The organism is Marinobacter salarius, from assembly GCF_032922745.1.
In the GTDB taxonomy this organism is placed as follows: Bacteria; Pseudomonadota; Gammaproteobacteria; order Pseudomonadales; family Oleiphilaceae; genus Marinobacter.
On sequence record NZ_CP136693.1, the window covers coordinates 2,926,505 to 2,951,735 of the forward strand.

25 protein-coding genes and 1 tRNA gene are annotated in these 25,231 nt (G+C 56.7%); 14 read left to right on the forward strand and 12 right to left on the reverse strand.

The annotated features are described in order from the left end of the window. Window position 1: 1 nt before the first annotated feature. The 4 genes from R1T46_RS13460 to R1T46_RS13475 are packed head-to-tail and all read right to left on the reverse strand — an operon-like array spanning window position 2 to window position 3,481. Window positions 2–1,267 (reverse strand): NAD(P)/FAD-dependent oxidoreductase, encoded by a 1,266-nt coding sequence (locus tag R1T46_RS13460; protein ID WP_317305785.1) that lies wholly within the window; start codon window positions 1,265–1,267, stop codon window positions 2–4. After that, the gene (locus R1T46_RS13465) at window positions 1,264–2,064 is read right to left on the reverse strand and encodes an SDR family NAD(P)-dependent oxidoreductase (protein ID WP_317305786.1); all 801 of its coding nucleotides are present in this window, start codon (window positions 2,062–2,064) and stop codon (window positions 1,264–1,266) included. Before R1T46_RS13465 ends, R1T46_RS13460 begins: the two co-directional genes overlap by 4 nt. Further along, entirely contained in the window at window positions 2,061–2,528 is a 468-nt protein-coding gene (locus R1T46_RS13470; RefSeq protein WP_317305787.1) for a nuclear transport factor 2 family protein, read from the reverse strand. The genes R1T46_RS13465 and R1T46_RS13470 overlap by 4 nt, the downstream gene beginning before the upstream one ends. Continuing rightward, a complete protein-coding gene (locus R1T46_RS13475) occupies window positions 2,525–3,481 on the reverse strand; it encodes an acyl-CoA desaturase (protein WP_317305788.1) in 957 nt (318 codons plus the stop codon). Before R1T46_RS13475 ends, R1T46_RS13470 begins: the two co-directional genes overlap by 4 nt. Window positions 3,482–3,598: 117 nt before the next feature. Between R1T46_RS13475 and R1T46_RS13480 the strand changes: the two genes are divergently transcribed. Further along, the gene (locus R1T46_RS13480; protein WP_317305789.1) at window positions 3,599–4,612 is read left to right on the forward strand and encodes an NAD(P)/FAD-dependent oxidoreductase; all 1,014 of its coding nucleotides are present in this window, start codon (window positions 3,599–3,601) and stop codon (window positions 4,610–4,612) included. Between the two features lie 7 nt (window positions 4,613–4,619). Here the strand turns inward: R1T46_RS13480 and R1T46_RS13485 are convergent, their stop codons facing one another. Further along, window positions 4,620–6,086 (reverse strand): phosphohydrolase, encoded by a 1,467-nt coding sequence (locus R1T46_RS13485; RefSeq protein WP_317305790.1) that lies wholly within the window; start codon window positions 6,084–6,086, stop codon window positions 4,620–4,622. A 114-nt stretch (window positions 6,087–6,200) separates the two neighbouring features. On the opposite strand from R1T46_RS13485, the gene R1T46_RS13490 reads away from it, so the two are divergent. The 6 genes from R1T46_RS13490 (at window position 6,201) to R1T46_RS13515 (ending at window position 10,847) form a co-directional block, all read left to right on the forward strand. Next, window positions 6,201–7,409, forward strand: a complete 1,209-nt coding sequence (locus tag R1T46_RS13490; protein ID WP_317305791.1) for a PP2C family protein-serine/threonine phosphatase — start codon at window positions 6,201–6,203, stop codon at window positions 7,407–7,409. A gap of 14 nt (window positions 7,410–7,423) precedes the next feature. Then, window positions 7,424–7,915 (forward strand): STAS domain-containing protein, encoded by a 492-nt coding sequence (locus R1T46_RS13495; RefSeq protein ID WP_292050204.1) that lies wholly within the window; start codon window positions 7,424–7,426, stop codon window positions 7,913–7,915. Between the two features lie 79 nt (window positions 7,916–7,994). Continuing rightward, the gene (locus R1T46_RS13500) at window positions 7,995–9,062 is read left to right on the forward strand and encodes an NAD(P)H-dependent glycerol-3-phosphate dehydrogenase (protein ID WP_317305793.1); all 1,068 of its coding nucleotides are present in this window, start codon (window positions 7,995–7,997) and stop codon (window positions 9,060–9,062) included. A gap of 26 nt (window positions 9,063–9,088) precedes the next feature. Further along, complete coding sequence (locus R1T46_RS13505) at window positions 9,089–9,538, forward strand: SixA phosphatase family protein (RefSeq protein WP_292050206.1); 450 nt, start codon at window positions 9,089–9,091, stop codon at window positions 9,536–9,538. A 74-nt stretch (window positions 9,539–9,612) separates the two neighbouring features. Beyond that, complete coding sequence (locus R1T46_RS13510; RefSeq protein WP_317305794.1) at window positions 9,613–10,182, forward strand: DUF1285 domain-containing protein; 570 nt, start codon at window positions 9,613–9,615, stop codon at window positions 10,180–10,182. Between the two features lie 203 nt (window positions 10,183–10,385). Further along, window positions 10,386–10,847, forward strand: a complete 462-nt coding sequence (locus tag R1T46_RS13515) for a peptidylprolyl isomerase (RefSeq protein WP_317305795.1) — start codon at window positions 10,386–10,388, stop codon at window positions 10,845–10,847. A 68-nt stretch (window positions 10,848–10,915) separates the two neighbouring features. Here the strand turns inward: R1T46_RS13515 and R1T46_RS13520 are convergent, their stop codons facing one another. After that, window positions 10,916–12,568: an electron transfer flavoprotein-ubiquinone oxidoreductase gene (locus R1T46_RS13520; protein WP_317305796.1), complete on the reverse strand. Its 1,653-nt coding sequence runs from the start codon at window positions 12,566–12,568 to the stop codon at window positions 10,916–10,918. 418 nt (window positions 12,569–12,986) lie between these two features. Here R1T46_RS13520 and R1T46_RS13525 point away from each other — a divergent pair, with 418 nt between their 5' ends. Both R1T46_RS13525 and R1T46_RS13530 read left to right on the forward strand, forming a co-directional pair. Continuing rightward, the gene (locus R1T46_RS13525) at window positions 12,987–13,736 is read left to right on the forward strand and encodes an electron transfer flavoprotein subunit beta/FixA family protein (protein WP_036207392.1); all 750 of its coding nucleotides are present in this window, start codon (window positions 12,987–12,989) and stop codon (window positions 13,734–13,736) included. Continuing rightward, window positions 13,737–14,678 (forward strand): electron transfer flavoprotein subunit alpha/FixB family protein, encoded by a 942-nt coding sequence (locus R1T46_RS13530; RefSeq protein WP_036207389.1) that lies wholly within the window; start codon window positions 13,737–13,739, stop codon window positions 14,676–14,678. A gap of 41 nt (window positions 14,679–14,719) precedes the next feature. Here the strand turns inward: R1T46_RS13530 and R1T46_RS13535 are convergent, their stop codons facing one another. Beyond that, a complete protein-coding gene (locus R1T46_RS13535) occupies window positions 14,720–15,184 on the reverse strand; it encodes a hypothetical protein (protein ID WP_036207386.1) in 465 nt (154 codons plus the stop codon). Between the two features lie 8 nt (window positions 15,185–15,192). Then, window positions 15,193–15,522: a hypothetical protein gene (locus tag R1T46_RS13540; RefSeq protein WP_036207383.1), complete on the reverse strand. Its 330-nt coding sequence runs from the start codon at window positions 15,520–15,522 to the stop codon at window positions 15,193–15,195. 125 nt (window positions 15,523–15,647) lie between these two features. On the opposite strand from R1T46_RS13540, the gene R1T46_RS13545 reads away from it, so the two are divergent. Beyond that, entirely contained in the window at window positions 15,648–16,073 is a 426-nt protein-coding gene (locus R1T46_RS13545) for a hypothetical protein (RefSeq protein ID WP_041333373.1), read from the forward strand. A 27-nt stretch (window positions 16,074–16,100) separates the two neighbouring features. Beyond that, window positions 16,101–17,342 carry a saccharopine dehydrogenase family protein gene (locus R1T46_RS13550; RefSeq protein ID WP_317305798.1) on the forward strand — a complete coding sequence of 414 codons (1,242 nt, stop codon included), beginning with the start codon at window positions 16,101–16,103 and terminating at the stop codon, window positions 17,340–17,342. 5 nt (window positions 17,343–17,347) lie between these two features. Here R1T46_RS13550 and cydC read toward each other — a convergent pair whose 3' ends face one another. From cydC to R1T46_RS13570, 4 genes are read right to left on the reverse strand one after another with little or no spacing between them, the layout of a single operon-like run. Beyond that, window positions 17,348–18,961 carry a thiol reductant ABC exporter subunit CydC gene (gene cydC, locus R1T46_RS13555; RefSeq protein ID WP_317305799.1) on the reverse strand — a complete coding sequence of 538 codons (1,614 nt, stop codon included), beginning with the start codon at window positions 18,959–18,961 and terminating at the stop codon, window positions 17,348–17,350. Beyond that, window positions 18,954–20,627, reverse strand: coding sequence for a thiol reductant ABC exporter subunit CydD (gene cydD, locus R1T46_RS13560; protein WP_317305800.1), 1,674 nt, complete (start codon window positions 20,625–20,627; stop codon window positions 18,954–18,956). Before cydD ends, cydC begins: the two co-directional genes overlap by 8 nt. Further along, window positions 20,628–21,629: a cytochrome d ubiquinol oxidase subunit II gene (gene cydB / locus R1T46_RS13565; RefSeq protein ID WP_151982247.1), complete on the reverse strand. Its 1,002-nt coding sequence runs from the start codon at window positions 21,627–21,629 to the stop codon at window positions 20,628–20,630. Window positions 21,630–21,631: 2 nt separating this feature from the next. Continuing rightward, a complete protein-coding gene (locus tag R1T46_RS13570; RefSeq protein WP_317305801.1) occupies window positions 21,632–23,062 on the reverse strand; it encodes a cytochrome ubiquinol oxidase subunit I in 1,431 nt (476 codons plus the stop codon). Window positions 23,063–23,243: 181 nt separating this feature from the next. On the opposite strand from R1T46_RS13570, the gene R1T46_RS13575 reads away from it, so the two are divergent. The 3 genes from R1T46_RS13575 (at window position 23,244) to R1T46_RS13585 (ending at window position 25,221) form a co-directional block, all read left to right on the forward strand. Further along, a complete protein-coding gene (locus R1T46_RS13575) occupies window positions 23,244–23,876 on the forward strand; it encodes a class I SAM-dependent methyltransferase (protein WP_317305803.1) in 633 nt (210 codons plus the stop codon). 89 nt (window positions 23,877–23,965) lie between these two features. Then, window positions 23,966–24,052: transfer RNA gene (locus R1T46_RS13580), tRNA-Leu, on the forward strand. Between the two features lie 194 nt (window positions 24,053–24,246). Then, entirely contained in the window at window positions 24,247–25,221 is a 975-nt protein-coding gene (locus tag R1T46_RS13585) for an ATP-binding protein (RefSeq protein ID WP_317305805.1), read from the forward strand. The last annotated feature ends 10 nt before the right edge of the window (window positions 25,222–25,231 follow it).

Consider the following 25,231-nt stretch of genomic DNA (forward strand, 5'->3'; position numbering starts at 1 on the left):
GTTACAGCTCCACTCCCAGAGCCTGGGTAACGCGGAGCGCACTGTTCACACCATCCTCATGAAAGCCATTGAACCAGTAGGCGCCACAGAAGTGGCTGCGGTTGTGGCCACCGATTTCGTCATAGCGTTTCTGGGCAGCCACGGCCTCCAGGGTGAACACGGGGTGTGCGTAGTTGAAGCGTTTTATGATGCGCTCCGGATCAATGTCCTGGCTGCGGTTGAGGGTGACACAGAAGGTTTCCGGTGCCTCATTGAAGTTCTGCAGTATGTTCATGTTGTAGGTAACAGACACAGGCTCGGTGCTGTGTTGCGGTATGAAATAGTTCCACGCCGCCCACGCCCTGCGATTGGACGGCAACACCGAACTGTCGGTATGCAGCACCACATCGTTGCGTTGATAGGTAATGGCCCCAAGAATATCCAGTTCCTCGGCGGAAGGATCGGCGATCATGCCAAGGGCCTGGTCGCTGTGGCAGGCAAACACTACCTGGTCAAAGTGGTGGTGCTCGTTATTGACGGTGACCACCACATGGTCCGGCTCACGGACGACGGAACTGACCGGGCTGTTCAAATGTATGCGTTCGCCCAGGCGTTCCATCATCGCATCGACATAGCGCGCGGAGCCGCCGGAAATGACCCGCCAGGTCGGACGATCGTCTACCGACAACATGCCGTGATTATTGAAAAACTGGAGAAAGAATCGGATGGGGAACTGTTCCAGGACAATCTCCGGCGCCGACCAGATCGCAGCCCCCATGGGTACGATGTAGTATTGCCGGAAGTAACGCGAGTAGCCGTTGCGGTTCAGGTATTCGCCCAGGGTTTCGGTGTCTGCGATGCCGCCAGCGGCCAGGTCTGCCCGGGATTCTTTGTTGAAACGCAGGATCTCCTGGATCATACGAAGAAACGGCAGGTTCAGCAGGTTTCTGCGTTGGGCGAACAGGGTGTTCAGGCTGGTGCCGTTGTACTGCAGCCCGGAGGAGTGACCGTCAACACTGAAACTCATGTCGCTGACCTCCGACGCAACACCCAATCGGTCCATCAGCTTCATGAAATTGGGGTACGTCCAGTCATTGAAAACGATAAAACCGGTGTTGACCGGCCATTCCCGACCACCGGCGGTGACCATCTCTGTGTTGGTGTGGCCTCCGGCATAGTCGCCGGCTTCAAACAGCTCAACATCGTACTTTTCGGATAAGAGCCAGGCCGTGGTAAGGCCGGAGACCCCAGCGCCAATGACTGCAATACGTTGACGTTCGTTACTCATCCATTGGTTTCCTGTTCGTTCCTGCTTTTGTGGCTCATGCTGGCCGCCATGCGATCAATCAACCCCTGGGGCAGGGCGCCCAGGGCTTTCAGTGTCCAGGTGAATCGCTTCGGAAAAGCGATTTCGTTCCGGCCTTTACGCAGTCCGTTGACGATACGGCCCGCGGCGTCTTCCGCTGAGACCAGGAACGGCATAGGAAAATCGTTCCTATCGGTCAGCGGCGTTTTCACAAATCCTGGCGAAACCACCACCACGTCGATGCCTTCGGGCGCCAGATCCGCTCGTAGCGCGTGGGCAAAGTAGGTGAGCGCGGCCTTGGAGGCGCCGTACCCCTCGGCACGGCCGAAGGGAAACCACCACGCCGATGAGCTGACAATCACCAGCGTCGCCGGTTGGCCCTTCGCAACGGTGCGCCGCAGAGCCGGCAAAGCAATATCCAGGCAGCGTGCGGTGCCGACCACGTTGGTGCTGATGTTGTTTTCGATCACAGCGCTGTCGTAGTTGGCGATTTCCAGGTATTCACAGGTGCCGGCGTTGAGGATAGCCATGTTGAGATCGCCGTGGGTTTCCAGGGTAGAGGAAATACCCTGTAGGTCCGCTCGGCTCGTGGTGTCCGCCCGCGCTGCTACAACTCGCTCTGGCGCCAACGCGCTCAAGCCGTCTAACGCCTCCTGTCGCCGGCCGGTGATCACCAAACGGTGCCCCTGGTCTACCAGCGCGCGGGTAACGGCTTCGCCGATCCCTGAACTGGCCCCGGTAATCCAGATGTTGGATGCTGCTCCAAGCCGTTCACTCATCCCGCCTGATTCCTTATCCAACGGATCACGCCACCCATTAACGGAAGGTTCTCGTAGAGCAACTGGCCGATGTCGAAATAATCCCGATGGGAGAGAACGTGCCCCTCACGAATAACCAACTGACTAATGCCTTCCACCGCGACAGGGTTGCCCTTTCGAATACGCTTGTGCCGGAGGTGCATTACCCAGGGAATGCACACATCCTCGCCGTTGACCACGGGCTCGCCGAAGTCGAAGCCGCAGGAAATCACGTTGGCGTAGGCACCGGAAAAGTACTCTGTCAGTTCATCAATACCCCGCACGCTGGTGAACGGATCGGTAAACGTCACGTTTTCGCTGTACACGCTGGACAGATCCGCCATGTTTCCGGCACAGAGGTTATTGAAGAGTTGCGTGAAGCGCCCAAGGGTTTCATGGACGGATGAATTCTGGTTGCCCATTTCGATGATAGAGGCGGTACTCATGAGTGTTTCCTCCTCATGGAATCCAGTTGGCGGGTTTCTTCCTGAATGTGTTCTGGAATAGGGTTCATATCCCAGATGATGCCAAGGCGCGCAAGTAACCACAGTCCATACCAGGTCATATCCACCTCGTACCACCGGAATCCCTGGCGCACGGATTGCGGCCAGCGATGGTGGTTGTTGTGCCAGCCTTCGCCCATGGTGATGAGCGCAAGCCAGACGTTGTTCCTGCTGTCATCAGACGTTTCGAAACGGCGTTTTCCCCAGACATGGGACAGGGAATTGATGGATACCGTGGCGTGGAACAGCAACACCGTCGATATGAAGAAGCCCCAGGTCAGCAGCTGCAAACCATTGGTGCCCAGGCCGGGCGCCCACGCCGCCAGAGCTTCACCCAAGGCATAAATACCGACCGCGGCAGCCGCCGGCACCAGTGAGTCAAACCGATTAAGAAAACGGAGTTCCGGGAATTTCAGCCAATCCTTCACACGGCGCTCGTCCATGGCAAAGCCCGCGTCGCAGGTGAACCAGCCGACATGAGACCACCAGAAACCACCTTGATGCGGCGAATGCAGGTCCTTCTCATCGTCCGAATGCTGGTGATGGTGCCGGTGATGGGCGGCCCACCAAAGCGGGCCTCGCTGGGCCGCGCTGGCGCCAAGAACGCCAAAAAGAAACTGCGCAACACGGCTGGTCTTAAACGTTTTATGGGCAAAGTATCGGTGGTAGAAGCCAGTAATGGCGAACATGCGCACGGCGAAAAAGCCAATTGCAAAGATGACGGCAAAGGTACTGGTGCCCGTGACGATGACCAGCAGACAGGCCAGATGAAGTGCTATAAAGGGAACCACCCTGAGAAAATTGAAAGCCCGCGAATTTGTGTCGAGGTGATCCGAACCCGCAGCGGAGTCGAACCATCTCAGAATGTTTGTCAGCCAGTGTTGCACTCGGGTCATACCCTGATTGCCCTTTCGTTCGTGGTTTAACCTACAAAGCCTGGGCGTTGAAGAATCTCAACCAGACGCTTGACGGGTTCTACGTTCCAACAACCGAATTTGGATGCACGTTATACAATGTTTAACCAAACCGATCAGATGCCTGTTATACGCCGGATTGCCATTGTTGGTTCAGGCATGGCCGGCCTGAGTGCAGCACTTCTGCTTCAGGAGCAGAACCATGAAGTGACGATCTTCGAGAAAAGCCGTGGCCCGGGCGGTCGCATGGCCGCAAAGCGTGTTGCGGGTAGCTCCGTGGACATCGGGGCGCAATACTTTACGATCAGGAATCCTGCGTTCTCCGCCTTCCTGAACCGCTATGCCGAAGGCAGTTTCAGGCCGTGGCCCGGGCGGTTTGGTTACCAGGCCACCTCCGGGCAATGGGAGCCGTTCCCGCAAGAGACCCGCTACGTCGGCGTTCCCCGGATGACCGCCATCACCCGCGGGCTTTCCACCGCTGCAGACGTCCAGGCGCAAACGCGCATTGATAGCCTGGTTCGCCATGGTCAGCAGTGGCTGCTGAACGATACAGGCGGCGAGTCTTATGGTCCCTTTGACGCGGTTATCGTCACGGCACCTCCGGCTCAGGCCCGGGATCTGTTCAGCAACAGTACGCTCACAGCGCTCTCGGACCAGATGCAGCGCCACGTTAGCCATATCCAGCCGTGCTGGGCAACCGCTGTCTATTTTCGGCAGGCGCTGGAGCAGCCCTATGACGGGATGCGGTGCCAGAATCCGATACTCGACTGGATTGCGAATAACACCAGCAAACCGGGCAGAGACGATTCCGGCCAATGGTGGGTTCTCCATGCAACGCCGCAATGGTCCCGGGAGCACGAGAATACCTCGGCGGACAAGGTGTCGGTTGCCATGGTTGAGGCGTTTCAGAAGGTAACCGGTGTTACTGTCTGCCCTGAAGACTGGATTTCGCACCGGTGGCTTTATGCGAAATCCTCGCCGACGGAACAACCCGGCTTTCGCTGGTATGGCGACCAGCGCATCGGGCTGGCCGGGGACTGGCTGAGCGGCGGCCGCGTGGAGGGCGCGTTCAACAGTGCCAGTGGCCTGGTCGCGCATATGCTGGCGGACTAAACCCAACTTACGTGCCGGTCAGTACGGTTGGCCGAACGTAGAAGTGGGTGATGGTACCGTCGCTGAACTTGCTGAAGAAGGCGCTGATATCGGTAATCTTGCGCAGGGAACGGGCACGGTTGATCGGATCACGCACCAGTACCTTGATGCCGTTGAAATTGTCCTGGATGTTGGAGAACCGTGCCCGCATGGAGCAGGTCACAACCTCGCCCGGGTCCAGGTCCAGCTCCCGGGCCAGCCAACGGCTGTGATCCTCGATGCCGGCGGCGGTCAGATCTTCCCGGGTGTCCAGGTGGTTCAGTTTCGCCCGGTCAACAATGCAGCGCGAATAGCTGCCGGGGTTCTTCCGCGCCACTTTGCGGAAAGCCTCCCAGAAAAAGCTGTCTGTCAGTTCTGCGAAGTAGCGCATGTCACTCAGGCAGGTATCCACCCAATCGAATATTTCCGGGTCTTCAAGCACTTCGTTGATCGCTTCCCGCAACAGCCAGTCGAAACCCAGGGCCGTCTTGTGGGCGTAGACCTTGCGGTACATCTGGTGGCGGCTGTAGACGAAGTCCTCCAAGGCGCCAAGACCCTTCTGGGTGATGGCCAGGCCCAGCCAGGGCTCGCGCACGTCCCAGCCGAAGCGCAGGTTGCTCAGCAGGTGGTCAAGGTTGAAACCACCGATGGTGACTGAGGAGTGGAATCCGTCCCGAAGCATGTAGTCGGCCCGGTCGGCGTCGATTTCACCGGAGACTATGGACGACATCAGGTCCATGACCAGCCGGGGGGTGTCGGCCTCGCTTAGAACACCGGAGTCCGCGTCGTTCCCGGCGATGAAATTCCAGAACGTGCGCGCATGACGACAAAAGGCCTCGCTGGGCCGCACATCCGTGGTTTCCATGATGCCGATCACGTCTCTTGGATCGAGGCCGGAGGTCTCAAGGTCAATGGACGACAGCACCTCGTGGGCGACCCTCACGGAATAGTGCTCGTGTTCCAGTTCTTCCGGGCGTTCACTGTGATACACCGAATAGTCGACACCACTCCAAAGGTCATCAAACCGGTCGGGCCGCGACATCAGATCGTGAATTCGCCGCGCCTGGGTGAACTGGTGGGAGAAGCTGGAATGGCCGCTGTCGTGCAGCAGGCAGCCCAGGCGGATGGTCTTGGCCAGGTAGTCAATGGCATCAAGCTGGCTCAGGCTCAGGTCCGTCTGATCGCTAAGCTGGCGTTCCCGCAGGTAGGCGTCGATCATCGAGCGGAACATCCGCGTGCCCACGTGCATCACGCCAATACTGTGAAGGAAGCGTGAGTGGGTCGCCCCCGGGAAAACCAGGCTGAGGATGTCGTTCTGGCAAATGTTGCGCAGGCGCTGGAACAGGGGATGGTCGATAACCTTGATTTCATGCCGGTAAAGCGGAATTCCGCCATGGACTGGGTCCATGATCAGCTTGTCATAAGCCCCGAGCAGGTCATTGACGGCACTTCTCATAGATTACAACCTCCCAAAAACATCAAACATGTCTTGTTATATCACAGGGGCGTGCCAAAATAGGTATCAGAAACCCAATTTCCCGTTTACCGATGGTAGTTTAGGGCAATCACCATGACATCGCGCACCGAGCGCATTCTTATTATCGATTCGGATGAGCGTGCCCGTTCGGAACTGGGGCGGTACCTTGAGGCCAGGGGCTTCTACGTCACCGGTTATCCGGACCTGGCTTCCGCTCGTTCCCTGTTTGACGATAATATCCCGGACATCATTTTTGCCGACCTGTCACCGGACGCCATTGGTGAGCTCGCCGGTAGACTGGAAGACGCGGAAACCTTCACCCCCATCGTTGCCTGCTATTCCACCGCGGATGCGTCCGAAATCGTCAATGCACTGAGAGCGGGTGCAGCCGATATCGTGCTTAAACCCTGTTCCGATGATCGTGGCGCCCTCGACGACGTTATTGGCAAGCTGTTTGATCGGGTGCGTGTGAACCGGCTTAACCAGCTTTATCGTCAGGAACTGGAAGAGGCTAACCGGGACTTGCGGGACGGTATTGCTGAACTGCGCGCCGACCAACGCGCTGGCCGTAAGGTCCAGCTCAGAATGTTGCCGGACCAGGAACAGGCGCTTTCCGGCTTTTCCATCAATCACCTCATCAAGCCCTCCCTGTTTCTCAGCGGGGATTTCCTGGACTACTTCCGAATATCCGAAGACAAGGTGCTGGTTTATATCGCCGATGTGTCTGGCCATGGTGCCAGCTCTGCCTTCGTAACGGTGCTGCTGAAGAATCTGACCAACCGCCTTCAGCGTAATCTCAGGCGTGGCTCGAGTGATGACATCCTGTATCCCGATCGTTTCCTTGAGCGCATTAATTCCGAATTGCTCGATACCGGTTTGGGTAAGCATGTAACGGTGTTCGTCGGCATCATATCGACGTCCGACAAAAGCCTTCGTTATTCGGTGGGAGCTCATTTTCCCATGCCGATCCTTTCCCTGGAGGGCGGCAGAACAGAGTTCCTCGAGGGCAGTGGGTTGCCAGTGGGGCTGTTCGAGACACCGGAGTGGGAGGTTTATGAAGTTCCACTGGACAAGCCGTTCCACCTGATTCTTTTCTCAGACGGTATACTGGAGGTCATCAAGGCCAAAAGCCTTGATGAAAAGGAAAGGACACTACTTGAACTCGTCTCGGGAGGTAGTCACACTATTGCTTCCCTGGGCGAGGCTCTGAATCTCGACGAGATCACAGAGTTACCTGACGATATTGCCATCGTATCAGTAACGGATACCGATACTGATAGCAGTGGCCCGACGTCGAAATAGTGGCAGTGAACTCAATGGCTGGTTACAAGATCCTGCAAGCTGAAAAACAGGGTATTTATGTCCTGAAGTTTATTGGAGAAATCCGGCTGAACCTGTGTTCGACGCTGGACAATCTGGTTGAGTCCATTACCCAGGATCCAGACTTCAAGACGGTGGTTATTGATCTTACTGAAACCGAGATCATCGACAGCACCACCCTGGGGCTGCTTGCCAAGATTGCTATGGCTGCCCAGAAACGCAGCAATTTCCTGCCTACAATGATATCCACCAACCCCGATATAACCCGAATCATCACCTCCATGGGTTTCGACAAGATTTTCATCATTGTTCGTGAGCCTGCGTCCCGTATCGAAGAACTGGAAGAAATCCCCGTACTGCGCGCAAGTGAGCAACAGGTCAGGGATAAGGTGTTGGAGGCCCACCGTGTTCTGATGGGTCTGAACAGCCGTAATCGGGAAGAATTCAAGAACCTGGTGCGCGCCCTGGAATGCGAAGAGCCCGGCTGAACCGGGGTCATTGTCACAGTATTCTCCATTCCTGCCGGCCGTTTACCGGGCCTGAACCATAAAACGAAATGGAACGACTATGCCTGACAAAAATGACCGTGGGCCCACTGAAGCTTCCCGGACCGGCCATGATGTGGCGGTTCTCGGCGGTGGCAGTTTCGGTTCTGCCATGGCCAAAGTGCTCGGAGAGAATGGCCACACCGTTCATTTCTGGATGAGGGACGAAGCCCAGGCGGACGAAATCCGTGATACCGGCATCAACAGCCGCTATATGCCGGGTGTTGCCCTCACGGGTGACATACAGCCTACCACCAGCCTGCCAGAAGCCGTCGGTAACGCTGAAATTGTCTTTGTTGCCATTCCCAGCAAGGCCTTTCGCTCCGTTATTCGTGAAAACGGCTCTGAGTTCCGCGAAGGACAAATCGTTGTCAGCCTGACCAAGGGCATCGAAGAGCACGGCTTCAAGCTGATGAGCGAAATTCTTCAGGAAGAAATCCCGCGTTCCCGCATTGGTGTGCTCAGCGGCCCCAATCTGGCCGGAGAGATTGTCAGTCAGGACCTCACGGCAACCGTTATCGCGGCCAAGGACCCTGATGTGCGCCGCACGGTCCAGGAACTGCTCGGTTGTGAGTATTTGCGGGTATACGCCAATGTGGACGTTTACGGCGTAGAGCTCGCCGGTGCACTGAAGAATATCTACGCCATCGTTGCCGGGCTGGCATCAGCGCGGAACCTGGGCGAGAATGCCAAGGCGATGTTGATTACTCGCGGGCTGGCGGAAATGAGCCGGTTTGCGGTCAGCCTGGGTGCCAACCCCATGACGTTTATGGGGCTGGCAGGGGTAGGGGATCTTATTGTTACCTGTACCTCTCCGAAAAGTAGGAACTACCGTGTCGGTTACGCCGTGGGCAATGGGCAGGCGCTGGATGATGCGGTTGCAGAGTTGGGCCAGGTGGCAGAGGGCATCTACACCCTGAAACTGGTTAAGGAAAAATCCGAGGCGATTGGGATTTACATGCCCCTGGTTCGGGGCCTTTACGAGATTCTTTACGATGGTGCCTCCATCAGCGCAGTGATCAACAGCCTGATGATGTCGGTCCAGAATTCCGACGTGGAGTTCATTCTTCCGCGTACCATCAGCCAATAGAGTTTGAGTTCGCCGGAGGGAAGCCTGTGCACTTGATCGTCATGCGCCATGGTGAGGCCGGTTGGCACACCCTGGATCGGGAGCGTGAGCTGACAGAGTTTGGCCGCCATGGTGTGGCGGATGTCGCTGCTCAGATCGCAGAGTCGCCCTGGCGCCCTGAGTTTATTTGGTGCAGCCCGCTGGTCAGAGCCCGGCAGACCGCTGCCATCGCATCTGAGATTCTCAATTGCCCGGTGACGGAAAAGGATTATATTACGCCAGATGATGATCCCGGCCGCTGTCTTGACGAGTTGATCGAAACCGCTTCGTCTCCGTTATTGCTCGTTTCCCATATGCCCTTTGTTGGCAGTCTCTCGACACTCCTGGTAGATGGCCATCGTAAGGGTATTCCCTTTATGACCGCCCAGGCAGTGGTGCTTGAAATGCCTGTGGCGGGTCCAGGCTGCGCTGACTTGCGGGCACAGTTCCTACCCTGAAATCTCCCATAAGACCTTTAAAATCGTCGCGTCAGCGCCCATAGTTTCGGTAAATCCACACAGGAATAACCTTTATGAGCCAGCAGCCTGAGACAATTGCGCAACAAGTGGAAAGTGCACAGGCTCCCGGAAAAGGCCTGCCACCGCTCGAGACATGGAATCCGGACCTGTCCGGAGACATTGATATTGTAATCGCCCGTGACGGGCAGTGGGTGTACCAGGGTAAGCCCATAGGCCGGGACGCCATTGTTAAGCTGTTCTCGACGATTCTGCGACAGGAAAGTGACGGGTACCATTATCTGGTGACGCCGGTTGAAAAGTGGCGGATCACTGTCGAAGATACGGCCATTCTCGCTCATTCCCTGGAAGTCTCTGGTAGTGGAAAGGAACAGATTTTGTCCGTGACAACCAACACCGGCGAGACACTGGTAATCGGGGACGAGCATCCTTTGCGTGTTAGTGCTTACGAAGGAACCAACGAGCCACGCCCGGTCATCGGTTTACGCCACGGCGTCGAAGCAAGGCTGGTAACGGCTGCTTATTACGACCTGGCCGACCGGGTGACTGAAGAAAGTTCTGGAGAAGATACCGTTATAGGTGTCTGGAGTAGCGGAAATTTCTATAAAATTGCCGATAACGGTTGAATTACCAGTCGTCGTCCCAACTAACTCACGGTAGAAAACGCAGTCTGACACTTGTTAAACTGTCTTTTCGAACTTGTTACCGAGCCTGGCTCTCTAACGAGGCCCGGTGGTCGTAAGTCCCTCTGTGCAGTCTGGCTGTTCAAGATCACTTTCGATTGCCCAAATTTACATCAAACAGTCATTGCGACACGCAAGGAGATCACATGGCCCAACCTCGTGTTGTCACCATCCACTACACGCTCACCAACGACCAGGGAGAAGAGCTGGACTCCTCCCGTGTAGAAGGTCGCGAGCCTCTGTCGTATGTGGAAGGTGCTCAGAACATTATCGGCGGACTGGAAAATGCGCTGAACGAAAAGAACGCTGGCGATCAGGTGAAAGTATCTGTTGAGCCGGGTGAAGGTTACGGCGAAGTCAACGAAGAGCTGGTCCAGCCGGTCCCGCGTTCTGCGTTTGAAGGTGTCGACACCATCGAGCCGGGCATGCAGTTCCAGGCACAGACTCCGGGTGGCCCCCAGGTCGTTCGTGTCGTGGAAGTAGGCGACGAAACCGTCACCATCGATGCCAACCATCCGCTGGCAGGTGAGACCCTGCACTTCGACGTGGAAGTGGTTGAAGCACGCGAAGCAACTGACGAAGAGCAAGAGCACGGTCACGCTCACTGATTTCGTTATAGTTGTTCATAAAAAAACGGCCCCAACTGGGGCCGTTTTTTTTGGCTATCCGGAATTATTTACATGTTCGGATAGTTCGGACCACCACCACCTTCCGGCGTCACCCAGGTAATGTTCTGGGCCGGATCCTTGATGTCGCAGGTTTTGCAGTGAACGCAGTTTTGCGCGTTGATCTGGAACTTCTTGCCACTGCCGTCATCCGCCTCAACCACTTCGTACACGCCGGCAGGGCAGTAGCGCTGCGCGGGCTCATTGTACTTCGGCAGGTTCTCCTGGATGGGGATGTCCGGATTGGACAGCTTCAGGTGAACCGGCTGGTCTTCCTCGTGGTTGGTGTTGGAAATGAACACCGAGGACAGCTTGTCGAAGGTCAGCTTGTTATCCGGCCTCGGATAATCGATCTTTTTCGCCTGATCCGCTGATTTCAGCGTGGCATAGTCCGGAGTCGTGTCGTGGAACGTAAACGGCAGACTGCTCCGAAGAATGTTCTGCTCGAAGTAGGCAATCGCGCCGCCCACGAAGTTACCGAACTTGTGCATGCCCGGGCTAAAGTTGCGCTCGGCATACAGCTCTTTATAGAGCCAACTGTCCTTGAATCGCTCTTCGAAACTGGTGATTTCCTCACCGCTCTTGCCGTCCTTCAACGCCTCGAATACAGCCTCTGCGCCCAGCAGGCCGGACTTCATGGCAGTGTGGGAACCTTTGATCTTGGAGCTGTTCAGGGTACCGGCGTCACAGCCCAGCAACAGGCCGCCCGGGAAGCTCATCTTCGGCAGGGAGTTGAAGCCACCCTTGGTAATGGCACGGGCGCCATAGGCCACTCGCTTGCCGCCTTCCAGGTGTTTCTTGATCTCCGGATGCAGCTTCAGGCGCTGGAACTCGTCGAACGGGCTCATGTGCGGGTTGTTGTAAGACAGGTCAGAGATCAAGCCTACATAAACCTGACCGTTCTCAAGGTGATAAAGGAAGGAGCCACCCGTTGAGCCGGATTCGTTCAGCGGCCAGCCAGTCGTGTGGATGACCAGGCCTGGCTCATGCTTGGCCGGGTCGATGTCCCACAGCTCCTTGATACCGATGCCGTAGTGCTGAGGATCTTTGCCTTCGTCGAGTTTGAAATCGTTGATCAGGCGTTTGCCGAGGTGACCACGGCAGCCTTCGGTAAACAGGGTGTACTTGGCGCGCAGTTCCATGCCCGGCATGTAGCCGTCTTTTTCGGAACCGTCACGGGCCACACCCATGTCGCCGGTGATGATGCCTTTGACCTGGCCATCTTCAACGATGGTTTCGGAAGCGGCAAAACCAGGGTACACCTCAACGCCCAGGCCTTCAGCCTGCTCGGCCAGCCAGCGGCACAGGTTGCCCAGGCTGATGATATAGTTGCCGTGGTTGTGCATGTTCTTGGGCACAAAGGCATTGGGAATCTTGGTGGCGCCTTCCTGGTTCTTCAGCAGGAAAATGTCATCACGGGTGACCGGCGTGTTCAGCGGTGCGCCTTTCTCTTTCCAGTCCGGGAACAGCTCGTTGAGGGCTGTGGGCTCAAATACCGTACCTGCCATGATGTGGGCGCCGATCTCGGACCCTTTCTCAACGACGCAGACGGTCAGTTCCTGCTCGGCTTCCTGGGCCATTTGCATGATACGACAGGCTGCCGAGAGGCCAGCCGGCCCACCGCCGACGATCAGAACATCAAATTCCATCGATTCGCGTTCCACGTTGGTCTCCTCATCTGTTTTATAGTGATGCCAACAGGCAAATTCTTAGGGGCATCATCATACCGGTAAAAGCTCGTATAGACGACTCCCTCAAAGCGAAAGCACCTGTCTTATAAAGCAAAAGGATACCGCAATTGAATAATCAAACAAACGTTTGTTTGAAATTTGGGTCTACCTTTGGCATTGTTTGGTGGCGCTGGGCCAAAACGTGTGTTTTGAATCGTTTTCTAGTATCGTCTCACGCTCAGGTGGAGTCAACCGGTGTTCATTGGCCATTCATACGGCGATGCAACGTCTTGAGGGACTATTGACCCCGGTAGTCTTTGCCTGCAGTATTATGACGCCCTGACAGACAGCAGGTCCTGCAAGATATGTGCTGTTCTCAATTGTAAACTCATCGTAGAAGAACGAGGAATCTATGAAGGTTCTGGTCGCTGTAAAACGAGTAATCGACTACAACGTGAAGGTGCGCGTCAAGCCGGACAACACCGGCGTTGATCTCGCCAACGTCAAGATGGCAATGAACCCATTCTGCGAAATCGCTGTTGAAGAAGCGGTTCGTTTGAAGGAGAAGGGCGTTGCCAGTGAAATCGTGGTGGTATCCATCGGCCCGAAGGCCTGCCAGGAGCAAATTCGTACCGCTCTGGCACTGGGTGCTGACCGGGGTATCCACATCGAAACTGACGAAGAGGTTCAGTCTCTCGAAGCGGCCAAGCTGCTCAAGAGTGTGGTTGAGAAGGAAGAGCCCAAGCTCGTCATTCTCGGCAAACAGTCCATCGATTCCGACAACAACCAGACAGGCCAGATGCTGGCCGCGCTGACCGGTATGGGTCAGGGCACATTCGCGTCTGAAGTGGTTGTCGAAGGCGAGAAGGTCAACGTGACCCGCGAAGTCGACGGCGGCCTGATGACCGTGGCCCTGAACCTGCCGGCGGTTGTGACTACCGATCTTCGCTTGAACGAGCCGCGCTACGCGTCCCTGCCGAACATCATGAAGGCCAAGAAAAAGCCGCTGGATGCCATGAGCCCGGCCGATCTGGGTGTTGAGCTTGCTCCGCGTCTGTCCACCCTGAAGGTTGAGGCCCCGGCTTCCCGTCAGGCGGGTGTGAAGGTCGCTGACGTAGCTGAGCTGGTCGACAAACTGAAGAACGAAGCGAAGGTGATCTAAATGAGCATCCTTGTAATTGCTGAACATGACAACAGCAGCCTGAAGCAGGCTACCCTGAACGTAGTCGCAGCTGCCAAGGCTATTGGCGGCGACATCGACGTGCTGGTTGCCGGTGAGAACTGCGGCGCTGTAGGCGAAGCGGCTGCGAAGGCCGAAGGCGTTAACAAGGTACTGGTTGCCGACAACGCTGCATACGGTCATTTCCTGGGCGAGAACCTGGGTGAGCTGGTTGCCGAAGTGGGCAAGGGCTACAGCCATATCCTGGCCGCTGCCGGCACCACGGGTAAAGACTTCATGCCGCGCGTTGCTGCGCTGCTGGACGTTGCCCAGGTATCTGACATCATGCGTGTGGAGTCCGAAGACACCTTCGTTCGCCCGATTTACGCTGGTAACGCCATTGCCACGGTGAAATCCGCTGACAGCATCAAGGTTATCACCGTACGCCCGACCGCCTTTGATCCGGTGGCTGGTGAAGGTGGCTCCGCCGCCGTTGAGCAGCTGGACGTGGTTAAAGACGCTGGCCTGTCCACCTTTGTCGGCGAAGAGCTGGCCAAGTCTGACCGTCCGGACCTGGGAAGCGCGGGTATCGTGGTTTCCGGTGGCCGTGGCATGCAGAACGGCGACAACTTCAAGATGCTGGAGCAGGTTGCCGATCTGATGGGCGCCGCTGTTGGTGCGTCCCGTGCGGCTGTTGACGCAGGCTTCGTGCCCAACGACATGCAGGTCGGCCAGACCGGTAAGATCGTTGCACCGCAGCTGTACATCGCGGTTGGTATCTCCGGCGCCATCCAGCACCTGGCCGGTATGTCTGACTCCAAGGTGATCGTTGCGATCAACAAGGACGAAGAAGCGCCGATCTTCCAGGTGGCGGATTACGGCCTGGTCGCGGATCTGTTTGAAGCGGTTCCGCAGCTTGAAGAAGAGTTGAAGAAAGTCCTATAACTTTCTGACTCTACTAAAAAAGGCACCCTAGGGTGCCTTTTTTATTGCTCGTCTTTCGGCTTTTTTCGTGCCGTCAGCTGTTTTTCCTTCTTACCGAAAAACAGGGTGTCCGCCAGTATATGCAACGCCTTGTTGGTGGTGTGCACCGAGCGATAGATCTGGTCACTGGTCTGGTCGTGGGTTTCCCGCGCCCGACGGGCGTTTTCGCGGAACTCCTCATTGCTTGAAAAGCGGTCGATCAGGCTGAACGTTGTGGTGGTAATGGCCTTGTGAACCTTCTCTACCGCGCTGGTGCCATTCTTGACGGTTTCCTCCAGCAAGCGGGCCCGGTTTCGGGTTTCCATCAGGTCCATACGGGTTTTCTGGATATGGCTGTTGGCCGAAATCCGTTGGGAGTGAAGGATACGGAGAGTTCGGGTGTTGCGGCTGTGTTGTCGGAACGCAACCGCCATAAGCCCCGTTGAGGTCACAATGGCGCTTAAACTGAGCAGTGATACGATGTCCATGGCGCCTCCTATCGGTATTCGAGCTTCATTTCCACGTCGATTTCCCGTTCGGCCAGTTCCAGTTCGAGCTCTTTCATGACTTCCTGATACACCAGCCGTTTCACCATCACCGGAAGACGGTCTGCCAACATGCGGGCTGACTTCGATTCGCGTTTTGCCAGGGCAATCGGATCTTTTACTCGCAGCGTAAGTATCAGCTCCGGTTCCCGTGTATTATCAGGGCCATAGCTCTCAGCCATCGCCTTGCCAATGGATCTTTGCTGGAGACGTACCTGCCAGAACAGCCAGGCGCTGAGAGTGGCAAGTATGAGGCTCAGTACCAGAAGCAGGGTGTTCAATGGGTTAACCTCCGGGATTCGGGTTTATTGAGTCTGACAGAGTGTGCAGTATCGGTACGATGATTCGATTGGCCGATGCGACGTTTTGTTGCAACCTCCAGGGAAATAAACGAAAGGATAGTGACATGATCTGGTTAAAAGCATTTGTCAGTGGCCTTCTTGCCACCCTGATCTTTCATCAGGGGCTGTTTGCCGTGTTTTATTTCGTGGGAATGGTGCCATCCGCACCCTTTAACATGGCTGCGGTTCCGCCGCTGGGTATTCCCGCTGTTTTCTCGCTGGCTTTCTTTGGCGGGCTTTGGGGAATCGTGCTCTGGGCGATCCTTGGCCGCTTTGGCGGCTTTAAGTTCTGGTTGGGCAATGTAATAGTAGGCGCCATCGGGCCGACAGCCGTCGCCATGCTGGTGGTCTTCCCGCTGAAGGGCATCGCTGTCACCGCCCAGACCTGGGTTGGCGGGCTGATACTGAACGGCTTCTGGGGCCTGGGTGTAGCGCTGTTCCTGGTATTGATGGGTGCAAAAGCGTCGCGGTCGACCGCCACCAATTCATAATTGATCCAAATGGATTAAGGACAACGAATGAGCACAAAGACTGACACCACCTACGACATCGTGGTATTCGGTGCCACCAGCTTCGTGGGGCAGATCCTTACCGGTTACCTGTTGGAATCCTATGGTATCGGCAAAGACGTTCGCTGGGCCATCGCCGGACGCTCAGAAAGCAAGCTGGCCACCCTCAAACAGGGCCTGGGCCCGTCGGCGTCTGAGCTGCCCGTCATTGTGGCAGACGCCGCCGATGAAAGCGCCCTGAAAGCCATGTGTGACCAGACACGCGTGGTGATCTCAACCGTTGGTCCCTATGCTCTGTATGGCGAACCGCTGGTCAAGATTTGCGCCGAAACCGGTACGGATTATTGCGACCTCACCGGTGAAGTGCAGTGGATCCGCAAGATGGTGGACACCTACGAGGACAAAGCCAAGGCCTCCGGGGCCCGCATCGTCCATTGTTGTGGCTTTGACTCGATCCCGTCAGACATGGGTGTCTGGTTCCTGCAGGAAAAAGCCGCGGAAACCCTCGGTGCTCCGTGCCAGGATGTGCGGATGCGGGTCAAAATTGCCAAGGGCGAGTTCTCCGGCGGCACCGTGGCCAGCATGATGAACATCGCCAAGGAAGCGGCCGCCGACCCGAAACTGCGCAAGGAACTGGCTAATCCGTTCTCGATCTGCCCGCCGGAACACCGTTCCAAAACCCGGCAACCGAGCCAGAAAGGCGCAGAGTTCGATAACGACTTCGGTGTCTGGCTGGCACCGTTCGTCATGGGGGCCATCAACACCCGGATAGTCCATCGCTCCAACGCCTTGCAGAACGCTCGTTATGGCAAGGAATTCACCTACGATGAGGCCATGATGACTGGTCGTGGTGTGAAAGGTCGTCTCGCGGCTTACGGAATTACCGGCGCGCTTGGAGGTTTCTTCACCGCGTCTGCGTTCAAGCCAACTCGTTGGGTGGTGGAAAAGTTCGTGCCCAAGCCGGGCGAGGGCCCAAGCCCGGAAGCCCAGAAAAATGGCTTTTACGATCTGCGCTTTGTGGGCAAGACGACCGACGGCAAGATCATCAAGACCAAGGTCACGGGTGACCGCGACCCCGGTTACGGTTCAACCGGCAAGATGCTGGGCGAGGCAGGTATGAGCCTGGCGTTTGATGTACCGGCCGAAAAACAGGGTGGCTTCTGGACACCATCGTCGCTTCTCGATGGCAAGCTCTATGAGCGCCTGACCAGCAAGGCTGGCCTGACCTTCGAAGTACTGGAAACCAGCTGAGGCCGCTAGGCCAGCCGGATGGTACGGTCGGAGGCGGGTAAGGCCTCCGGCGCGTGCCCCAGTGACACCACCGTTTTTCCTGCCAACCACTGCCTCATACCCATCGCAATGTTGTTCCGGGTTTCGGCGTCCACTCCAGTGAACGGTTCGTCCAGAATCAATAGCGGCGCTTTGTTCAACAGAACCCGTGCCAGTGCAATACGCCGGGCTTCACCGCCAGATAACTGGCTACCCATGGAGCCCAGCCAGGTGTTCAGCTGCGCCGGTTCGTGGACAAACCGGTCTGCCATCGCCACCAGCTCCAAAACCCGCCAGAGGTCGGCATCCGTGGCGTCTGGGCGGCCGATCAGCAGGTTCGCTTTCAGGGTGTCATCGAACAGTACGGTTTTCTGTGTCAGATAGGCCAGCGGTAACGCGTGAACATGCCCGACTGCCGGCGTCTCAAGGCCTGCGATGATATCCGCCAGTGAGGATTTTCCCGCACCGGAGTGGCCAATGATTCCCACCCATTCGCCCTTAGCGACCGCCATATCGAAATGACTGAGCACCGGCGCATGGTCGCTGAAACGGATCGTCACACGCTCGAGTTCCAGGGCACAGTCACTGCGATGTGGCTGTTGTTCGTGCGCACCTTGGGAGGGTTCTGGAGCGCAGTCCCGGTTTAGTGCCGCAGCAGAAGCAAGCGTGCCCCCCAGGCGTGCGAATGCATCCGGCAGCATTGAATAGATCTCCTGTAAACCGAGGAGGGCGATTGGCAGCAGCACAACCATCGGGCCGGTAACCGTCCCCGCCTGGAACAGCTCCAGCCCCATCCACAGCGCGAGCACCACCGACAGGTTTACCATGACCTGGGATAGCCCCAGGTTCCAGCCGGTGCGTGTGTCGGAGCGGGCTTCGTTGCGGGTGATCTGTCCCGCCTGGCGCAGGCACAGGGCGGCATGTTTGCCAATGCGTCCTGCGGCGGTGAGCTCCCCGAAGCCTTCAATGTGCTCGATGACGTCCGTTCTTACCCGCTCGCGGGCCGCCGTCTGCTGGTAGACCAGATGCCGGGTGCGCAGGTAAACCAGCAGCGTTGCCACCAAAAATGCCGGTACCAGAACCAGTGCCAGGCCCACGGCCAATTCCCCGCGATACATCAACCACGCGGAGATCAGCAGTATCGCCGTTACCAGAGCAGCAAGGGCCGTAGGTGCGATCAGGCGCAGATACAGCGTGTCCAGGGCATCCACATCATTGGTCAGGCGGGATAGCCATTGCGGGCCGCGTAAACGGGTTCTCCGGTCCCGGCCGGCGGTGGATAAACGCTCGAACAGGGCCACTCGGATATCCGTTAGCAGGCGCAGTACGGTATCGTGGTTGTAGACCCGCTCGGCATACCGCGCCACCGTTCGCGCCACGGCAAAGAAGCGAATGCCACCGCCAGGTACATACAGGTTGATGGACGCTTGCACACCGGCTGCAAGCAGAATCCCGGTGAGCGCCGTGGCGGTAATAAACCAGCCCGACAACGCCAGAAGCCCCATACCTGCAAGCAGAGTGGCCAGTATGAGAAGGCCGCCGGTTACCAGGCGACCGGGGCGACGGAAAATCAATGCCAGCCAGGGGCCAAGCTCACGCATCCGCAACGCCTCCTTCCGTCACCAGCAGGGTACGGTTGGCCAGTGTCAGCAGTGCCTGGTGGTGAGTGGCGAAAACCAGGGTCTTACCGGCCAACGCCAGCTTGTGCAGTGCTTCCAGCACGTATATTTCGCTGTCGCTGTCCAGCCCCGCCGTGGGCTCATCCAGCAGTATCAGGTCGTAACTGGACACAAACACCCGTGCCAGGCTCAAGCGGCGTGCCTGCCCGCCAGAGAGCCCCTGGCCCTCTTCGGTGATAGCACTGTAGATTCCGCGTTCCCGGCCTTTTATCAGGCTTTCCAGGCCAACATGATGCAAGGCCGTTTCTATGGCAATGTCAGTCGCGTCCGGTGTGGTCAGGCGCAGGTTGTCGGCCCAGGTACCATGCACCAGGAAGGGGGACTGCCCCAGCCAGCCAAACGCCTCGTCGCCGGCACGGTCTCCAAACACTGAAATACGCCCCCGGTCTGGTCGCATAAAACCGGCCAGCAGATGCAAGAGCGAGGTTTTACCGCCACCAGAAGGCCCGGTGAGGGCGATGACATCGCCTTTGTTGATCACCAGAGACACGCCGTCCAGAACCGGCCTGGCGGCGGCATCGTAGGCAAGAGCAACATCACGAATGGCCACGATATCGGGAGATTCCGGCTGGTGACGGGGCTCTGCCTGCGGTTGTGGTTTATCAACACTCTGCAACCGATCGACGATTTCAGAACTGGCACCCATCGCCGCAGCGCGATCATGATAATGCTGGGACAATAATCGCAATGGCTGGAAGAACTCCGGGGCGAGCAGCAGGATCAACAGCCCGGAAAACAGTGTCAGGTCGCTGGACGGCCCAAAGGTGATGTACCCCAGCAACCCGAAGCCGATGTAAATGGCCACGACGGCAATGGCCACGGAGGAAAAGAACTCCAGTACCGCCGAAGACAGGAACGCGATCTTGAGGGTTTTCATGGTGATGCGGCGGTATTCATCCGAGCGCTTGCGCAGGGTTTCCGCAGCGGGAGCGGTTTGGCCAAACAACTGCAAAGTGGTCAGCCCCCGAACCTTATCCAGAAACTGGCCGGACAAACGGCCGATGGTCTGGAAATGCTGCTGGTTGAGCTTTTCGGCGCCCATCCCGACCAGTGCCATGAACAATGGTATCAATGGGGCGGACAGCAGGAGGAAGATCCCCGCGAGCCAGTCCAGTGAAAACACCACCACCAGGATCATCAGCGGTACCACCACCGCGAGCATCATCTGGGGCAGGAAACGGGCGAAATACCCATGCAAGGCATCCGTGTGGTCAAGCCATTCCCGCGCCAGGGTGCCGGCGGAGGTCTGGCTCATCGAAACCGGCCCGCTGGCCTGCCAACACCGGTTGATACTATGGCGAACCTCGCTACGCACCTCACGGCTGCAGCGGGCTGCGTAGCGGGCCTGTAACCCCTGAGCCACACCGCGGATCAATATGGCGACAATAGTACCGGTGAACAGCAGCGACAGCTCGGCCACCGGTACCTCATCCACAATACCCTGGTGAACAATGCCCGCCAGGAACGCCATTTGCGCGATGGTCGCGAGGGCCACCACAACGCCAGCCGATACCGTCGCCAGGATCAGCCGCCGGCTGTGGGCGGCAAGTGCCCCCAGCCAACGTTTTGACTCGGCTTGTTCAGCCACCTAGTGGTATCCCTCGCCAGCCCGTACCTTGCCCCGGAACACCCAGTAGGTCCAGGCGGTGTAGACCAGCACAATGGGAATCACGAACAACAGTCCCAGCAGCAGGAACAACTGGGAACCGTACGCCGAAGAGGCATCCCAGAGCGTGTATTCCGGCGGTACCACATAGGGCCAGCGGCTGACGATCAAGCCCAGGTAGGTAAAGATGAACAGCCCGACCGTGGCGACAAACGGCATGCCTTCAAACCGGTTCCGAACTGACCGGAAGATCTGAAAGGCACAGAGCAGGGCGAGCACGGGCAATATCCAGATAATGCTCAGGTTGGAGAACCAGCGGTTTTTCACCGCTTCATCCACAAACGGCGTCCAGACGCTGATCATCGCGAACACGACCAACACACCGATCAGCAGCGGAATGGTGATCCGATACGCCCAGTCCTGCAGGCGGCCCTCGGTTTTCATAATCAGCCAGGTGGAGCCCAGCAACGCGTAGCCGGCCATCAGGCCGAAACCGGTCAGCACCGTGAAGGGGGTCAGCCAATCCAGCGCACCGCCGGTATAGACCCGGTTGGTAATCTCAAAGCCCTGGATATAAGCGCCTACAACGGCGCCTTGCGCAAACGAGGCCACCGTGGAGCCACCGGCGAAGGCCCAGTTCCATAGGTAGCGCGAGGTTTTGGCCTTGAAGCGGAACTCAAACGCCACCCCGCGAAAGATCAGACCGGCCAGCAGCAGGAACACACCGATGTACAGTGCCGGCAGAATGGTGGAGTAGACCAGCGGAAACGCCGCCAACAGACCAGCCCCGCCAAGCACCAGCCAGGTTTCGTTGCCGTCCCAGACCGGTGCTACCGTATTCATCATGGTGTCCCGGTCTTCTTCTTTCGGTGCGAAGGGGAAGAGAATGCCAATACCCAGGTCAAACCCGTCCATTAGCACGTACATGATAATGCCAAAGCCGATAATGAACGCCCAGATCAGGGCCAGATCAAACAGTTCCATAATCAGTGACCTCCCGGGTTCAGTGGCTTGTCATGACCGTTGTCATCAATCTCGAATGGCACATGGGTGGCCGAGAAGGGGCGTTTCGGCCGTTCTGCTTCATAGCCTTCCTCTGCGTCGTTGTCTTCCATGCCCACATACAGCACCCGCATCAGGTAATAGACGCCAGAACTGAACACCAAAGCATAGACCACGATGTAGCCAATCAGTGAGAACAGCGCCATACCGCCGGTCAATGACGGCGTGACCGACTCGCTCTGGTTCATCAGCCCATACACCAGCCACGGTGCGCGGCCAATTTCCGTCACAAACCAGCCGGCCAGTACCGCCACAAAGGGTGTTAGGCTCATAAAGCGCAACCCTTGCAGGAACCATGGGGTTCGCCAGTATCGGCCACCGACCCGCAATACCAGGCCGGCCAGACCAAAGAGGATCATCAGCATGCCCAGGCCAACCATCACCCGGAATGACCAGAACACAATCGCGACCGGCGGCTGCTCGTCCACCGCGACTTCGTTCAGCCCGGGCACTTCGCCGTCCCACTCATGGGTGAGGATCAGACTGGCCAGGCTGGGAATGGCTACCTCGTACCGGTTGGTCTGGTTTTCCTGATCGGGAATCGCGAACAACAGCAGCGGCACATTGCGTGAGGTTTCCCAGTTGCCTTCCATGGCGGCCACCTTCATGGGCTGGTGTTCCAGTGTGTTCAGGCCATGGAAATCCCCGATAACCGCCTGGGTGGGGGCAAGAACCAGAATCAGCCACAGGCTCATGGACAGCGCGCGCCGGTTGGCCTTCACTTCGCGCTTGCGGAGCAGGTACCAGGCACTGACACCTGCCACCACGAAAGAGCCAGTCAGGAACGACGCCACTACCATGTGGGCAAAGCGGTAGGGGAAGGACGGATTGAATATCGCCTCGCTCCAGGAGGTGACAAAGAACACCCCATCCCGGAATTCCGTGCCGGCGGGGGTATGCATCCAACTATTGGCTGACAGGATCCAGAACGACGAAATAAAGGTGCCAGTAGCCACCATCACTGCCGCAAACAGGTGAACTCCGGCAGGCACCTTGTCGCGCCCGAACAGCAGCACACCCAGGAACGCTGCTTCGAGGAAAAAGGCGGTAACCACTTCATAACTCAGCATCGGCCCCAGGAAGTTGGCGGACGCCTGGGCAAAGTTGCTCCAGTTGGTGCCGAACTGGAAGGACATCACAATGCCCGACACCACGCCCATGCCAAACACCACCGCGAACACTTTGGTCCAGAAGGCAGAGAGTTTCACCCAGGAAGGATTGTTGGTTTTAAACGCCAGGCCCTCGAGCACTGCAATGTAGGACGCAAGCCCGATGGTAAACACCGGAAAGATAGCGTGGAAGGACACCACGAACGCAAACTGGATTCGCGACAGAAGGACGGGATCAAGTTCCATGCGGAACCTCCGGACACTACAGTGAACAGAATAAACGAGCTTGGCGCCCGCTTGGCCGCTGCCTTGGCTGGATTGTAGTGTTGTTTTACCGGCAGATAGTAGCCATGCTACCCGTAGCACAGGGAAAACCAAGGGACAGAATGTCGCACCCCTTGATTTAAAACAAGTATAGGAAGGCTCCATGGGTTTCTACGACGAGCGAATACTGCCGCACCTGATCGATTACTCCTGTTCAGTAGGGCAGGTGATGAAACTGCGCAGCCAGGTGGTGCCACAGGCACACGGCACCGTGCTGGAAGTGGGTATGGGCTCGGGCATTAATCTGGAGTTCTACAATCCGGATACCGTTAGCCTCGTCTACGGCCTGGAGCCGTCCGAAGGCATGCGCCGAAAGGCACGGGCAAATCTGGCCAGATCCAGCGTTGCGGTGGAGTGGCTAGACCTACCAGGCGAGCAAATTCCGCTACCAGACAACAGCGTCGACACGGTACTGCTTACTTTCACCCTGTGCACCATACCCGACTGGCGAGCCGCGCTGGATCAAATGATGCGGGTACTCAAGCCCGACGGCGAACTGCTGTTCCTGGAACACGGAGAATCGCCGGACCAGGGCGTGTGCAAATGGCAACACCGCATCACCCCAGGCTGGAAGAAAATCGCCGGCGGTTGCCACCTCAACCGACCGATCGCGGACCTGATTCGGGAAGGGGGGGTTGAGATCACCGAACTGGAAAACCTATACGTGCCCAAGGCCCCGAAATTCGCTGGTTATATCTACAAGGGCAGGGCGCGGAAGCCTTCGCAGCCAGCCTAAAAATACCACTTCCGCAATCCCAATTGCGTTACCGGGCAGGGCCTTATACAATCCTGCCCGTCAAAAGCTGCTTACAAGCCCCTCCGAATGCCCGGATGGTGGAATAGGTAGACACAAGAGACTTAAAATCTCTCGGCCGTAAGGCTGTGCCGGTTCGATTCCGGCTCCGGGCACCAATAAAATCAATGTATTACGGGCGTCGACGATTCCAGTTACCGTCTTGAGCTTTTCGATGTAGACATTATGTAGACACCTTGCACCAATGCTCAGCAAATTCGGACCCATTTAATGGGACAACTCCCTAGATCTTCACTATCATTCCAGCATCTAATTCAGCAAAACGAGCACTAAATACAGAGCGTGTACCGTTATGGCCAGTTCAGAGCACTTAAAAGCATTGGTTAAGTCGCATCTCGAGAATGATGACGAACGCTTTGTGTCCATAGCACTGCAAGTTGCTGCGCATGAAGCTCGTAGCGGCCATGGGAAATTGGCTCAGGAGCTCAGGGATATTGTTCAAAGAGCGAAAAAAAATTCTTTTCGAAAGGCGTCGGTTTCTATAGCTAAAAGTATTTCAGATGAATCAGGCCTTTTAGTTGCTTCTCACCCTAAAAACAGGCTTTCTGACCTGGTCGTTTCGGATAAAGTGAGGTATCAACTGGATCGGATTGTTCGAGAGCAAAGGTTTATGAGCCGACTAAAGGATCATGGACTGCACCCAAGAAGAAGAGTGCTTCTCGTTGGTCCGCCCGGAACGGGGAAGACCTATACGGCGTCTGCGCTTGCCGGTGAACTGGATTACCCGCTATTTCAGGTTAGGCTTGACTCACTTATAACAAAATTTATGGGTGAATCATCGGCAAAACTTCGCCAGGTGTTTGATGCAATATCAAATGTGCGAGGCGTATATTTTTTTGATGAGTTTGATGCTCTCGGTTCGCAGCGCCAAGGCGGGAATGACGTTGGGGAAGCCCGAAGAATATTGAATAGCTTTCTTCAAATGATCGAAGAAGACCACTCCAATAGCCTAATTGTATGCGCGACAAATCACATCGAGGTTCTTGATAGCGCACTTTTTCGGCGTTTCGATGATGTAATCAGGTATGCAATGCCTAGCAAAGATGAAATAGTAAGGTTGTTTAAGGCAAGATTAGCTGGTCATGTCTCGAAAGGTTTCCAGTGGTCGAAGCTCCCCGACCTTTGCGAGGGCCTTAGTAATGCTGAAATTGTTAGGGTGGCAGATGAGGCAGTGAAGGAAACGCTAATATACGGGCATGACAAAATAACTTCTAGCATGTTGAAAGATGCTATAACTGATCGTCGAGAGATGAGAAAATCTATATAAAGTTAGGAGT